At 70.3% G+C, this 13,841-nt stretch carries 11 protein-coding genes; 4 read left to right on the top strand and 7 right to left on the bottom strand.

Annotation, left to right across the window (positions count from 1 at the left end; genetic code table 11):
* The first annotated feature begins 31 nt into the window (after window positions 1–31).
* Window positions 32–925, top strand: coding sequence for a mycobacterial-type methylenetetrahydrofolate reductase (locus G6N30_RS21870; RefSeq protein WP_134061073.1), 894 nt, complete (start codon window positions 32–34; stop codon window positions 923–925).
* A gap of 22 nt (window positions 926–947) precedes the next feature.
* The gene (hrpA, locus tag G6N30_RS21875) at window positions 948–4,829 is read left to right on the top strand and encodes an ATP-dependent RNA helicase HrpA (protein ID WP_134061072.1); all 3,882 of its coding nucleotides are present in this window, start codon (window positions 948–950) and stop codon (window positions 4,827–4,829) included.
* Window positions 4,830–4,880: 51 nt separating this feature from the next.
* On the opposite strand, the gene G6N30_RS21880 is transcribed toward hrpA, so the two are convergent.
* The 6 genes from G6N30_RS21880 to G6N30_RS21905 form a co-directional block, all read right to left on the bottom strand.
* Window positions 4,881–5,816 (bottom strand): NAD(P)/FAD-dependent oxidoreductase, encoded by a 936-nt coding sequence (locus tag G6N30_RS21880; protein ID WP_134061071.1) that lies wholly within the window; start codon window positions 5,814–5,816, stop codon window positions 4,881–4,883.
* A 39-nt stretch (window positions 5,817–5,855) separates the two neighbouring features.
* Entirely contained in the window at window positions 5,856–6,485 is a 630-nt protein-coding gene (gene upp, locus G6N30_RS21885) for a uracil phosphoribosyltransferase (RefSeq protein ID WP_134061070.1), read from the bottom strand.
* 19 nt (window positions 6,486–6,504) lie between these two features.
* On the bottom strand, window positions 6,505–7,674 hold the full coding sequence (locus G6N30_RS21890; protein WP_134061069.1) for a URC4/urg3 family protein: 1,170 nt from the start codon (window positions 7,672–7,674) through the stop codon (window positions 6,505–6,507).
* Window positions 7,671–8,942, bottom strand: a complete 1,272-nt coding sequence (locus tag G6N30_RS21895; RefSeq protein ID WP_134061068.1) for a GTP cyclohydrolase II — start codon at window positions 8,940–8,942, stop codon at window positions 7,671–7,673. Before G6N30_RS21895 ends, G6N30_RS21890 begins: the two co-directional genes overlap by 4 nt.
* A gap of 68 nt (window positions 8,943–9,010) precedes the next feature.
* Entirely contained in the window at window positions 9,011–10,150 is a 1,140-nt protein-coding gene (locus tag G6N30_RS21900) for an acyl-CoA dehydrogenase family protein (RefSeq protein ID WP_163687735.1), read from the bottom strand.
* On the bottom strand, window positions 10,143–11,333 hold the full coding sequence (locus G6N30_RS21905) for an acyl-CoA dehydrogenase family protein (RefSeq protein ID WP_134061066.1): 1,191 nt from the start codon (window positions 11,331–11,333) through the stop codon (window positions 10,143–10,145). Before G6N30_RS21905 ends, G6N30_RS21900 begins: the two co-directional genes overlap by 8 nt.
* A 139-nt stretch (window positions 11,334–11,472) precedes the next feature.
* Here G6N30_RS21905 and G6N30_RS21910 point away from each other — a divergent pair, with 139 nt between their 5' ends.
* Both G6N30_RS21910 and G6N30_RS21915 read left to right on the top strand, forming a co-directional pair.
* Entirely contained in the window at window positions 11,473–12,363 is an 891-nt protein-coding gene (locus G6N30_RS21910) for a DUF1295 domain-containing protein (protein WP_179965512.1), read from the top strand.
* Window positions 12,360–13,478 (top strand): FAD-dependent oxidoreductase, encoded by a 1,119-nt coding sequence (locus G6N30_RS21915; protein ID WP_134061065.1) that lies wholly within the window; start codon window positions 12,360–12,362, stop codon window positions 13,476–13,478. The genes G6N30_RS21910 and G6N30_RS21915 overlap by 4 nt, the downstream gene beginning before the upstream one ends.
* Here G6N30_RS21915 and G6N30_RS21920 read toward each other — a convergent pair.
* Entirely contained in the window at window positions 13,448–13,831 is a 384-nt protein-coding gene (locus tag G6N30_RS21920; protein WP_134061064.1) for an STAS domain-containing protein, read from the bottom strand. The two genes, G6N30_RS21915 and G6N30_RS21920, sit on opposite strands and share 31 nt — an antisense overlap.
* Between the last annotated feature and the right edge of the window lie 10 nt (window positions 13,832–13,841).

Below are 13,841 nucleotides of genomic sequence, written 5' to 3' on the forward strand. Positions count from 1 at the left end.
TCTGTCGTCATGCAGTCAAGAGGAGCAACCGTTGCCCCTGAACACCGTCGCGCTCGAACTCGTGGCGCCGAATGTCGAACGAGGCCGCGAGCATGCGCTCGAAGATGCCCACAAGGTGCTCCGTTGCTCGGCCGAGGCCGGTATCGAGGGTCGCATCGGCCACGTCATGATCCCCGGGATGATCGAGGAGGACAGCGGCCGTCCCATCGAGATGAAACCCAAGATGGACGTGCTCGAGTTCTGGCAGATCATCAAGCCGGAGCTGCCGGGTGTGCGCGGGCTGTGCACGCAGGTCACCGCGTTCCTCGACGAGACCGCGCTGCGGTCCCGGCTGACCGAGCTGAGTTCGGCCGGCTTCGACGGCATCGCGTTCGTCGGCGTGCCGCGGACGATGAACGACGGGGAGGGCAGCGGCGTCGCCCCGACCGATGCACTGTCGCTCTACGAGGATCTGGTGCCGAACCGCGGTGCCATCCTGATCCCGACCCGCGACGGTGAGCAGGGCCGCTTCACGTTCAAGTGCAAGCAGGGCGCGACCTACGGGATGACGCAGCTGCTGTACTCCGACGCGATCGTCGGATTCCTCGAGGAGTTCGCGGCGAGCAACGAGTACCGCCCGGAGATCCTGCTGTCGTTCGGGTTCGTGCCGAAGATGGAGAGCCGCGTCGGGCTCATCAACTGGCTGATCCAGGATCCGGGTAACGCCGCGGTCGCCGCGGAGCAGGAGTTCGTCAAGACGCTTGCCGCCAGCGAGCCGGCCGACAAGCGGCGGATGCTGCTCGACCTGTACAAACGGGTGATCGACGGTGTCGCGGACCTGGGCTTCCCGCTCAGCGTCCACCTGGAGGCGACCTACGGGGTGTCCACGCCGGCGTTCGAGACGTTCGCCGAGATGCTGGAGTACTGGTCGCCCGGCACTGCATGACGCGGCCCGTATCCTGGCGCGAGTGTCCGAACCGTCCGTCCGTGAGCTGCGCAGCCGCCTGGACGGTCTGACCTACCGCGACGCCGCCCGCCTCGGCCGCCGGCTCAGACAGGCCAAACCCGGGGCGCTCGCGCCGATCGCCGAGCAGATCAGCGCCGCCGAGGCGCTGATCGCCACCCGGTTGGCGGCCGTGCCCGCGATCAGCTACCCCGACCTTCCGGTCAGCGAACGCCGCGACGAGATCGCCAAGGCCATCACCGAGAACCAGGTGATCGTCGTCGCCGGCGAGACCGGATCCGGCAAGACCACCCAGCTGCCGAAGATCTGCCTGGAACTCGGGCGCGGCATCCGCGGCACGATCGGTCACACCCAGCCCCGTCGCCTCGCGGCGCGCACCGTCGCCCAGCGCATCGCCGACGAACTGGGCACTCCGCTCGGAGACGCCGTCGGCTACACCGTGCGGTTCACCGACCAGGCCTCCGACCGAACGCTGGTCAAGCTGATGACCGACGGCATCCTGCTCGCCGAGATCCAGCGCGACCGCCGGTTGCTGCGCTACGACACCCTCATCCTCGACGAGGCCCACGAGCGCAGCCTCAACATCGACTTCCTGCTCGGCTACCTGCGCGAGCTGCTGCCGCGCCGGCCCGACCTCAAGGTCATCGTCACCTCCGCGACGATCGAGCCCGAGCGGTTCGCCGCGCACTTTCATGGCGCGCCCATCGTCGAGGTGTCCGGCCGCACGTATCCGGTGGAGATCCGGTACCGGCCGCTGGAGGTACCGATCATCGACGACTCGACGGAGGACCCGGACGATCCGGACCACGAAGTCGTCCGCACCGAACTCCGCGACCCGACCGACGCGATCGTCGACGCCGTGCGTGAACTCGAGGCCGAACCGCCCGGCGACGTGCTGGTTTTCCTGTCCGGTGAACGTGAGATCCGTGACACCGCCGAGGTGCTGCGCGGTGAGCTGGGCCCGACGACGGAGGTGCTGCCGCTCTACGCGCGCCTGCCCACCGCCGACCAGCAGAAGGTGTTCGCCCCGCACACCGGGCGCCGCGTCGTGCTGTCGACCAACGTCGCCGAGACATCGCTGACGGTCCCGGGCATCCGCTACGTCGTCGACCCGGGTACCGCGCGCATCTCCCGCTACAGCCGTCGCACCAAGGTGCAGCGGCTGCCGATCGAGCCGATCTCGCAGGCGTCGGCCGCCCAGCGCGCCGGCCGGTCGGGCCGCACCGCCCCGGGCGTGTGTATCCGGCTGTACTCCGAGAAGGACTTCGAGGGCAGACCGCGCTACACCGATCCGGAGATCCTGCGCACCAACCTCGCGGCGGTGATCCTGCAGATGGCCGCGCTCGGCCTCGGGGACGTCGAGGAGTTCCCGTTCCTGGACCCGCCGGAGAAACGCAGCATCCGCGACGGCGTGACCCTGCTGCAGGAGCTCGGCGCGTTCGACCTGCAGGGGACGCTCACCGACATCGGGCGCCGGCTGGCGCGGCTGCCGCTCGACCCGCGGATCGGCCGGATGATCCTGCAGGCCGACACCGAAGGCTGCGTGCGCGAGGTGCTGGTGCTCGCGGCCGCGCTGTCGATCCCCGATCCGCGGGAGCGCCCCGTCGACCGCGAGGACGCCGCCCGCCAGAAGCACGCCCGGTTCGCCGACGAGCACTCCGATTTCATCTCCTACCTCAACCTGTGGCGGTACCTCGGCGAGCAACGAAAAGAGCGCTCCGGCAGCTCTTTCCGGCGGATGTGCCGCGAGGAGTTCCTGCACTACCTGCGGATCCGCGAGTGGCAGGACCTGACCGGCCAGCTGCGCACCATCGCCCGCGACCTCGGCATCCGCGAATCCGACGAACCCGCACCGCCGGCCAGCGTGCACGCCGCGCTGCTGGCCGGGCTGCTGTCGCATGTCGGGCTGCGCGACGGGGACGGACGCGACTATCAGGGCGCGCGGAACTCGCGATTCGTCCTGGCGCCCGGTTCGGTGCTGACCAAGCGGCCGCCGCGCTGGATCGTCGTCGCGGACCTGGTGGAGACCAGCCGGCTGTTCGGCCGCATCGGCGCGCGCATCGATCCCGACACCGTCGAGCGGATCGCCGGAGATCTGGTGCAGCGCACCCACAGTGAACCGCACTGGGACGCCGAACGCGGTGCGGTGATGGGGTTCGAGCGGGTCACGCTCTACGGGCTGCCGCTGGTGGCGCGCCGCCGCGTCAACTACGCGCAGATCGACCCGGAACTGGCGCGCGAACTGTTCATCCGCCACGCCCTGGTCGAAGGCGACTGGCAGACCAAACACCATTTCTTCCGCGACAACGCGCGGCTGCGTGAGGAACTCGAAGAGGTCGAGGAGCGGGCCCGCCGGCGCGATCTGCTGGTCGGCGACGAAGAGGTGTTCGCGTACTACAACTCGCGCATCCCCGAAAACATCGTCTCGGCACGGCATTTCGACGCGTGGTGGCGTAAGCAGCGGCACAGGACGCCTCATCTGTTGACGATGACGCGCGACGACCTGTTGCGGTCCGACGGCGCCGAGGAACTGCCCGACCAGTGGCAAGCCGGGGACCTCGCGCTGCCGCTGACCTACCGCTTCGAACCCGGTGCGGCCGACGACGGCATCACGGTGCACGTGCCCGTCGAGGTGCTGGCCCGCCTCGGCGGTGACGAGTTCGCCTGGCATGTGCCGGCTTTGCGTGAGGAGCTGGTCACCGCGCTGATCAAGTCGCTACCGAAGGAGCTGCGCCGCAACTTCGTTCCCGTGCCGGACACCGCGCGGGACGTGCTGCGAACGATCGATCCGGCCAGCGGACCGCTGCTGAAGAGCCTGCAGCACGAACTGTGGCGGCGCAGCGGTGTGACGGTGCCGCTCGACGCGTTCGACCTCGAGAAGATTCCGGCGCATCTGCGGGTGACGTTCGCGGTCGAGAAGGACGGCGCCGAGGTGGCGCGGGGCAAGGATCTGGAGACGCTGCAGGAGCAGTTGGCCGCACCGGTGCGGGCCGCCGTCGCGCGTGCGGTGGCCGACGGGCTGGAGCGGAGCGGGCTGCGCACCTGGCCGGACGACCTCGACGACGTGCCCCGCACGGTCGAGAACACCACTGGCGGGCATCGGGTCCGGGGCTATCCGGCGTTCGTCGACGCGGGCGGTGCGGTCGACGTGCGGGTCTTCGCGACGCCGGCCGAGCAGCGCGCCGCGATGGGTCCCGGGATCCGGCGGCTGTTGCGGTTGGCGGCGCCGTCGCCGGTCAAGAACGTGGAGCGCGCGCTGGACACCCGGCGCCGGTTGGTGCTCGGCGCGAACCCGGACGGATCGCTGGGTGCGCTGATCGAAGACTGTGCGGATGCGGCGGTGGATGCGCTTGTCCGCGAGCCGGTGTGGACGAGGGCAGAGTTCGATGCGCTGCGGCAGCGGGTGGCGACGGCGTTGGTGCCGACGACGCTCGACATCGTGGCCCGGGTGGAGAAGGTGCTGGCCGCCGCGCAACAGGCGCAGGTGGCGCTGCCGGCCAAGCCCCCGCCCACGCAGGCCGAGGCGATCGCCGACGTCCGCGCGCAGCTCGCGGCGCTGCTCCCGAAGGGCTTCGTCACCGCGACGGGGGTGGCGCACCTGGCCGACCTGACCCGGTACCTCACCGCGATCGGTCGCCGCCTCGAGCGACTGCCGCATGCCACCGGCGCCGACCGCGAACGGATGGCGCGGGTGCACGCCGTGCAGGAAGCCTATGACGAACTACGACAGTCGCTTTCGCCGAGCCGCGCCGCCGCCGAGGACGTCCGGGACATCGGGCGGATGATCCAAGAGCTACGCGTCAGCCTGTGGGCGCAGCAGCTCGGTACGGCGCGACCCGTCAGCGAGCAGCGGATCTACCGGGCGATCGACGCGGTCACGCCGTAGCGATTTGTGCACGATTACGCGCGGTGGGCGCTCGTTATCGTGCACAAATCGCTACTCGGGCGGGTACGGCATCCCGAACTGCTCCGAGAGCAGGCTCTGCGCGATGATCATCGCCGCCTGGGCTCCTGCGGCGATCGCGCCCGCGACGTACGGCTGCTCGGTGCAGACGTCGCCTGCGGCGAACACCGTCGAGGTCGAGGTGCGGTGCAGTGCGTCGATGCCGATGGTGTCCACCGCCAGCGGGCCCGGCGTGCACGAGGCGCCCAGTTGTTCGGCGAGTTGCGAGCGCTGCCGCAGCGGCGCCTCCACCAGCAGCCCGTCGCGTTCCAGCCGGGTGCCGTCGGCGAAGGCGATCGCGGTCAGCCGACCGTCGGTGCCCTCCAGTTCGGCGATCCGGCGGTCGTCGATCGTGACTCCGGCGGACTTCAGCTGGTCGAAGTCGGTGCCGTCGAGTTCCGGGTTGCCGTCGGTCAGCAGTACCACGTCGTCACTCCACCCGCGCAACATCAGCGCCGCATGGATCGCCTCGTCGCCGGTCGCCAGAGACGCCAGCCGCTTGTCCCGCATCTCCCAGCCGTGACAGAACGGGCACTGGAACACCGACTTACCCCACAGCGGTTCGAGGCCGGGCAGCTCCGGCGGGCAGTACTGCATCCCGGTGGCCAGCAGCACTCGGCGGGTGGTGATCCGATCACCGCCGTCGAGGTCGAGGACGAAGCCGTCGTCCTGCGGGGCGCCCTGCACCACCGAGCCTTCTCGGAACTCGACCGTCGGATACGCCTTGAGCTCGTTGCGCCCGGTCTCGTACAGCTCGGCGGGCGGACGCTGGTCGAACCCGAGCAGCCCCCCGATGCCCTCGGAGAACCGGTTGCTCTGCTCGCCCGCGTCGACCAGCAGGGTGCGCCGCCGCGCCCGTCCCAGGACCAACGTGGCGCTCAGCCCAGCGGCGCCACCACCGACGACGACGCATTCCCATTCGTGTGTCATTGTGTCGAGCGATTCCCTGGCCGGGGGTTGATCAAACGGCTACTTCGTGCCGAAGATCCGGTCGCCCGCGTCGCCGAGCCCCGGGACGATGTAGCCGTGCTCGTCGAGCTGGCGATCGATGGCCGCGGTGTAGATCGGCACGTCGGGATGGGCCTCCTGCATCGCCGCAATCCCCTCCGGACAGGTGAGCAGGCAGACGAACTTGATCGACTTCGGACCGCACTCCTTGAGCCGGTCCACCGCCGCCACCGCGGAGTGGCCGGTGGCCAGCATCGGATCGACCACGACGACGTCGCGTTCCTCCATGCCCGCCGGCATCTTGAAGTAGTACTCGACGGCCACGAGCGTCTTCGGGTCGCGATAGAGCCCGATGTGGCCGACTCGCGCGCCGGGCACCACGGCCAGCATGCCGTCGAGGATGCCGGTGCCCGCCCGCAGGATCGACACGAACACGAGCTTCTTGCCGTCGATGACCTTGCCGACGGTGGTCTCCAGCGGGGTCTCCACCTCGAAGTCCTGGGTCGGGATGTCGCGCAGCACCTCGTAGGCCATCAGTGCGGAGATCTCGTGCAGCAGCTGGCGGAAGCTGTGCGTCGAGGCGTCCTTACGGCGCAGGAGCGTCAGCTTGTGCGCCACCAGCGGGTGGTCGACGAGGTGGACTTCGCCCATGTCTGCTCCTGTTCTGCGGTCAGAAGACCGTGCCGTCGCTGGCGATGGTCAACGGCGGCAACCCGCCGCGGGTCCGCCGGGCCAGTTCGCGCCCGGCCGCCCACGTCCCGCCCTCGAGGACGCAGGCCAGCGGCATCTCGGCGCCCAGCTGCGCGCAGACCAGCGGGGCCAGTTCGTCGAGCAGCGCCACCGTCAGCGCCCGCCACTCGACCACCAGCTCGTCGCCGACCTGCCATGTGCGAGAGGCGTATTCGGGATCCCGCAGGATCAGTACCCCGGTGTCGATCAGCAGCCCGCCGTTGCGGTACTCGGGCAGCCCGGTGAGCGCGTCCACCCCCGTCACCTCCACCCCGGCCCACGTGAACGGCTCGAGCAGCGAGTAGGTCAGCCACTGCGACAGCTTGTGGAACGGCACCCAGCCGTCGGTGAGCCCGCCGCCGGTGACCGCGGCGTGGCGCCAGCAGTCGCCCACCGGATGGCCGGCGATCTCGTTGCCGCTCAACCAGATCAGCGACAGCGTGTCGAGAAGCAGCGCCAGGATGTCGTGGGCCCCGACGGTCTGCGTGGATGCGGTGAGCGCGTCGAACAGCCCGCCCGGCCGGCCACCGAAGACGTCGGTGGTCACCGCGTCACCGAGGCGGTGCAGCAGTTCCACCCGGCCGTCGAGCCCCACCAGCGGGTTGTCAGCCGACACCTGGAACGCCGCCGCCAGGTCATCGACGGTCACCGCCTTCAACCCCGCCGCGTCGACGCGCAGCGGATCGGCCGGATCCGCCGAGAACACCCCGTCGGCGAAGGCGTGCCAACTGGCTACGGCAAGCCCCTCGGATCGTGAAAATCGTTGTCCGGTGGACGCTTCTGAGAATTTCCAGTCCGCACCGGCCCCCGCGTCGAGCAGGACGCTGACGACGGCGAGGTCGATCATCGCCTGCGGGCTCGCCTCGAGTCCGGCGGCGCGGTTCACCCCGCCGGCCTCGAAGTGCCGCCAGCGGCTGTGGAACGGGATCGAGAGATCCGGATAGCGGGTGCGGGTCACCTCGGCGACGACGCCCGCCGCGTTGCCCAGCGCGTCGTCGCACACCGTGAACCATGCGGACTCGCCCGCCCTGGCGCGGCGGAGCAGTTGGCCGGCGCGGTCGCGGACGGCGTCGGTGGTGCGCAGCGCGGCGACGGCCCCGTCCGGCGTCATTGGGACAACCCGCGGCCCTTGACCTTCTTGAGTTGCTCGGCGTCGGGCACCGGACCCGGCGTGAAGTATCCGGCCGCCATCTTCGCGTCGATCTCCACCCGCGCATCCGGGGGCACGAGTTCGTCGGGGATGTTGATCCGTTCGCCCACTTCGATTCCCGAGCCGGTGATCGCGTCGTACTTCATGTTGCTCATCGACACCAGGCGGTGGATCTTGCGGATGCCGAACCAGTGCAGCACGTCGGGCATCAGTTCCTGGAAGCGCATGTCCTGGACGCCGGCCACGCATTCGGTGCGGGCGAAGTACTGGTCGGCGGTGTCACCGCCGACCTGCCGCTTGCGGGCGTTGTAGACCAGGAACTTGGTGACCTCACCGAGTGCGCGGCCCTCCTTGCGGGAGTACGCGACCAGGCCGACGCCGCCGTTCTGGGCGCCGCGGATGCACTCCTCGATCGCGTGGGTCAGGTACGGCCGGCACGTGCAGATGTCGGATCCGAACACGTCCGAGCCGTTGCACTCGTCGTGCACCCGCGCCGTCAACTCCACCGACGGGTCGGCGAGATCGGCTGCGCTGCCGAAGATGTAGACGGTCTGACCGCCGATCGGGGGCAGGAACACCTCGAGATCGGAGCGGGTCACCAGCTCCGGGTACATGCCGCCGGTCTCCTCGAACAGCACGCGGCGCAGATCGGTTTCGCTGCATCCGAACCGCTGCGCCACCCCGGGCAGCCACCAGACCGGTTCGACGGCGGCCTTGGTGACCAGCGCGGCCCCGCTGTCGAGCAGGATGCGGCCGTCGGGAACCAGCCGGCCCTTCCCGATCGCGTCGGTGATCTCCGGCAGGATCACGTGCGCCTTCGTGATCGCGATGGTCGGCCGGATATCAAGGCCGGCAGCGAGTTCCGCGGTGAACACGTCGGCGACGCTGGCGCCCCACGGGTCCATGCTCACGATCGCCGCCGGGTCGCTCCACTGCGGGTACGGCCCGACGAGGTCGGTGGGCGACGTGTCGGTCAGGTCGGCGCGATGCTCGCGGTTGAGCGCACCCGCCGCGACGGCCAACGCCCGGTAGACGCTGTACGAACCGCTGTGGGTGCCGATGACGTTGCGGTGCGCCCGGTTGGCGGTGGTGCCCACGACCGGGCCGCGCTCCGCCGCGGTCGCGGCGCCCCAGCGGATCGTCGGTGTGCCGATGTGGCCGGTGTGCGACGTCAACCGGATGTGGCCGCTCCCGGATCTGGCCGCGGCGGCACCGGGATCAGCCGACATGGTCACACCTCCATCTGAGGGAAAGGCGCCAGCTTAGCGACTTCGCGGCGTTCCCGCCGGGCGTCCGCTCAGCCCGCGGTGCCTGCCGCGACCCGCGGCACCCGGTCCGGCGATGCGGTGTCGAGGACGAGCTCGGCGACACGGGCGCGGTGCTGCTCGGCGCTGCCCAACAGTGCGGCGTCGGTGGTCGCCCGCTTGAAGTACAGGTGCGCCTGGTGTTCCCAGGTGAACCCGATGCCGCCCAGCACCTGGATGGTGTCGGCGGCGATGCGGCTGAGCGCGGCCGAACACACCGCCTGCGCGATCGCCGTGGCCAGCGCGGGGTCGTCGGAGCCGTCGGTCAGCGCCCACACCGCGTGATACGCCGTCGACCGGGCGTGCTCGGCGTCGACCAGCATGTCGGCCAATCGGTGCTTGACCGCCTGGAAGGATCCGATTGGCCGGCCGAACTGCAGACGCGACTTGGCGTAGTCGACGGCGAGGTCGAGCAGATGCTGCGCCGCGCCGACCTGTTCGACGGCCAGCAGCGCCGCACCCACGTGCAGCGCATGCCGGATGACCCGCTCCGCGTCCTCGGGCCCGGCGATCAGTGTGGCCGGGGCATTCGACAGCGTGACGGCGGCCTGGGGGCGGGTCAGGTCCAGCGTGATGAGGGGTGTGCGCTCGACACCGTCCGCGGTGGCGTCGACCGCGTACAGACCGACCCAGTCGGGCCCGGTCGCCGCGACCAGCAGGACGTCGGCCGCGCCGGCATCCACCACCGGGCCCAACTCGCCGGTGAGCGTGTCCCCGTCGGCGCTCACGCAATCGGCGCTCGCCGCGAACGCGGCGGTGCGGGTGCCCTCGACGAGGTCGGCGAGCAGACTGTCACGGGCCTGTCCTGATGCGGCGGCCACCAGGGCGGGCACCGCGAGGTAGACCGTCCCGAACAGCGGCCCGCACACCAGCGATGCGCCGAACTCCTCGACCGCGACGGCCTGGTCGACCAGGGTGCCGCCGACGCCGCCGTCGGCCTCGGGCACCGACAGACCCAGCACGCCGAGTTCGCCGCCCAGCCGCGCCCACAACCCCGGATCGAACGGTGGATCGGACTCCATGAGCCGGCGCACCGTCTGCTCGCCGAAGTGGTCGGCGCAGAACCCCCGCACCGCATCACGCAGTTGCCGCTGCTCGTCGGTGAACACGAACTCCGCAAGCTCCTCAGCCACGCGGGATCTCCTTCCACGGCATTCCTGCGTCGGCCCGCAGATCGCCCGGCAGACCGAGCACCCGCTCGCCCAGGATGTTGCGCATCACGTCGGAGGTACCGCCTTCGATGGTGTTGGCGCGGCTACGCAGGAACCGCTGCTGGATGGGGCCGCGCCAGTCGCTCGTGTCCCCGCTGTTCATCCCGTAGCCGTGGTACAGCAGCCCCTCCGGACCGAGGAAGTCCATGCACCACTGGTAGATCCGCTGATTGAGTTCGGCGCCGACCAGCTTGCCGATCGAGCCTTCCGGCCCGGGTCCGCCGACGGTCGCCGACGCCCGTGACCGTTCCGAGGTCAATCGCTGCGCCTCGGCGCGCAGCCACAGTTCCGACAGCCGGTCGCGCAGGACCGGTGTCTGGCGCTCGGGCCGCGACGCCCAGAGCGCGACGGCGTCGGCGATGGTGCCCGCACCGCGGCGGCTGCCGCTGGCGCCCAGTGCGCTGCGCTCGTTCATCAACGTGGTCATCGCGACGCGCCAGCCGTCGTTGACGGCGCCCAGCCGGTGCACGTCGGGAATGCGGGCGTCGCTGAAGTACACCTCGTTGAACTCCGCGTGGCCGGTCAGCTGGCGCAGCGGCCTGGTCTCCACGCCGGGTGCGTGCATGTCGATGACGAAGTACGTCAAGCCCTTGTGCTTGGGCACATCCGGATCCGTGCGGGCGAGCAGCAGACCCCATCGCGCCCGGTGGGCCAGGCTGGTCCACACCTTCTGCCCGTTGATGACCCAGTCGTCCCCGTCGGGCACCGCCGAGGTCGCCAGCCCGGCGAGATCGGACCCCGCGCCGGGCTCGGAGAACAGCTGACACCAGATGTGTTCGGTGGTGGCCAGCGGCCGCAGCCAGAACCGTTTGAGGTCGTCGCTCTGGGCGTGTTCGCGCACCGTCGGCGCCGCCATGCCGTAGCCCATCGGGTTGAGCCCCAAGGGAACCGGTCCGCCCGCACCCTGGAGGATGCCGTCGGCCACGGCCTGCAGGCCGCGGGACACCCCGAGTCCGCCGAGACCCTCCGGGAAGTTCACCCACGACAGCCCGATGTCGTAGCAGGCGCCGAGGAACTCCTGGATCGGCACCGTCTTGGGGTCGTGTTCGGACACGACGCGGTGGGCGAGTTCGGCGACCCGGTCGGCATCGGCGGCGGTGCTCATCCAGTCACGATAAGCAAGGGGTGATCGTGGCCGACGAGCAGGGCGGACGACACCGCCGACGGCAGGACTGGAACGTGTTACTGTTCGAGCCGCTGTGGCCCACGTCACTCCAGGTCGGGCCGCTTCAGGAGGTGCCGAAGTGGCTTCGCAACGGAGTAAGGCCGCGTCGTTGGCGGTGATCGCCGCGGCATACGTCGCCGCGCTGGCCGCCGCCGCGGCGTGGCTGGTGTGGGGACCGGACACCGGACGGCTGTGGCTGGACACGCTGATCGCCGACGTGGCCGGCACCGCGGTGGTCTTCGCGTTCAGCCGCGTGTACCGGAACTCCAGCTTCTACGACGCCTACTGGAGCGTGGTCCCGCCGCTGCTGTTCGTCTACTGGTGGAGCCAGAGCCCCGACGCCGACGCGGTGCGCTGCGCGCTGATCGCGGTCGCGGTCGGGTACTGGGCGATCCGCCTGACCGGCAACTGGCTGTATGCGTTTCCCGGTCTGCACCACGAGGACTGGCGCTACCCGATGTTCCGTGAGCGGGCCGGACGCTGGGAGTTCGTCGTCGACCTGGTCGCCATCCACCTCATCCCCACCCTGCAGGTGTTCCTCGCCATGCTTCCGGTCTACGTCGCTGTGACGACGCCCGGGCGTGGCTGGATGTGGCTCACCGCAATGGCTTTCGTGATCGCGGTGACCGCGGTGACGCTCGAGTTGGTCGCCGACGTGCAGATGCACCGCTTCGTCGCCGCCCGCAGCCCGGGTGAGGTGATGGACCGCGGGTTGTGGGCGTGGTCGCGGCACCCCAACTACTTCGGCGAGTGCGGCTTCTGGGTGGCGCTCGCGCTGTTCGGTGTGGCGGCTTCGCCGGGTGACGCCTGGTGGCTGTTCGCCGGTGCGCTGGCGATGCTCGCGATGTTCCTCGGCGCCAGTATCCCCATGATGGAGACGCGAAGTCTGGCGCGGCGTCCCGGCTACCAGGACGTGATCGACCGGGTGTCGCGGTTCGTGCCACGCCCGCCGCGCAAGGCGCGGGTGTGAGCCGTCCGCGCGTCGTCATCGCCGGTCTCGGCGACAGCGGTGTGCTGACCGCGATGCGGTTGGCCCGCCATGCCGACGTGGTCGGCATCTCGGGGAAACCCGGTCTGGTCAGCGGGCAGGAACTCGGCGTACGCCTCGCCCGCCCCGACGACTGGGCGCGCGACTACTGGATTTCGTTCGACCGGTTCCGTGCTCTCGACCGCGTGCGCACCGAGCACGCCACCCTCACCGGAGCCGACCTCGCGGGTCGGAAGGTGTTCGGGCACTTGGTCGACGGGTCGGCGATGGTGGAGGATTTCGACGCGCTGGTGATCGCGACCGGGGTGAGCAACGGGTTCTGGCGCAGGCCCGGCTACCGCTCGCCCGACGAGGTCGCCGCCCAACTGCGTGCCGACCACGAACGCGTGGCGGCCGCGCGTTCGGTGCTCGTCGTGGGCGGCGGTGCGGCGGCCGTCAGCAGCGCCGCCAACCTGGCGCTGGCCTGGCCCGGAACCCGCGTCGAACTGTGCTTTCCGGGGAGTCGTCCGCTGCCGCAGCACCATCCGCGGGTGTGGGGGAGGATCGCCCGTCGCCTCGATCGGCTCGGTGTGGTGCTGCGGGCCGGGCACCGCGCCGTCGTCCCCGACGGCTTCGCGTGCGACCGCATCACGTCTGGGCCGGTCGAGTGGAGTACCGGGCAGCCGGCGTCGTCGGCCGATGCGGTGCTGTGGGCGATCGGGCGCGTGCGGCCGAACACCGACTGGCTGCCCGCCGAACTGCTGGACGACGACGGTTTCGTCACCGTCACACCGCAGCTCAAAGTGGTTGGGCAGCAGGGGGTTTACGCGATCGGCGATGTGGCGGCCACCGACCCGCTGCGGAGCAGCGCCCGCAACCGCGCCGACAAACTCCTCGCCCGCAATGTCATCGCGGACTTCGCCGGCCGGCCGCTGCGCGACTACCGCGCACCCACCCGGCGGTGGGGTTCGGTGCTCGGCGTCCAACCCGACGGCCTGGAGGTGTTCGCGCCCAACGGGTCCGCGTTCCGGTTCCCGGCGTGGTCGGTCGACCGGGTGCTGCAGCCGTGGATCGTGCGGCGCGGCATCTACCGCGGCGTGCGTCCGCCCGGGTCCTGACCGCGGCTCCGGAGCGCCGCCTCGATGGTCGGATACGTCTCGAGTACGCGGTCGAGGCCGGTGATCTCGATGGGCTGCTTCACGTAGGGCTGATCGGCGACCAGCACCACCGCGATGCCCTCCGCCAACCCGTCCTCGTGACACGACAGGACGGCGGTGAGGGCGGCGCTGCCGAAATAGGTGACCCCCGACAGATCGATGAGGACCAGGTGGCCGTCATGGCCCAGGGCGTTCATCCGTGCCTTCGCGAGGTGGGTGTTCAAGGTGTCGACCGACATCGAGTCGACGTCACCTCTCACGTGAACCACGACGGCGTCCGCACGCACGTCGTGTTCGACCTCCAACGCTTGCATTCGTGCCAGC

The organism is Mycolicibacterium litorale, from assembly GCF_010731695.1.
GTDB classification, from domain to species: Bacteria; Actinomycetota; Actinomycetes; order Mycobacteriales; family Mycobacteriaceae; genus Mycobacterium; species Mycobacterium litorale.

Bases quoted from the DNA above. Each gene is read 5' to 3' on its own strand.
- G6N30_RS21880 (WP_134061071.1), bottom strand. From the start codon at position 5,816: ATGACACACGAATGGGAATGCGTCGTCGTCGGTGGTGGCGCCGCTGGG.
- upp (WP_134061070.1), bottom strand. From the start codon at position 6,485: ATGGGCGAAGTCCACCTCGTCGACCACCCGCTGGTGGCGCACAAGCTG.
- G6N30_RS21890 (WP_134061069.1), bottom strand. From the start codon at position 7,674: ATGACGCCGGACGGGGCCGTCGCCGCGCTGCGCACCACCGACGCCGTC.
- G6N30_RS21895 (WP_134061068.1), bottom strand. From the start codon at position 8,942: ATGTCGGCTGATCCCGGTGCCGCCGCGGCCAGATCCGGGAGCGGCCAC.
- G6N30_RS21905 (WP_134061066.1), bottom strand. From the start codon at position 11,333: ATGAGCACCGCCGCCGATGCCGACCGGGTCGCCGAACTCGCCCACCGC.
- G6N30_RS21920 (WP_134061064.1), bottom strand. From the start codon at position 13,831: ATGCAAGCGTTGGAGGTCGAACACGACGTGCGTGCGGACGCCGTCGTG.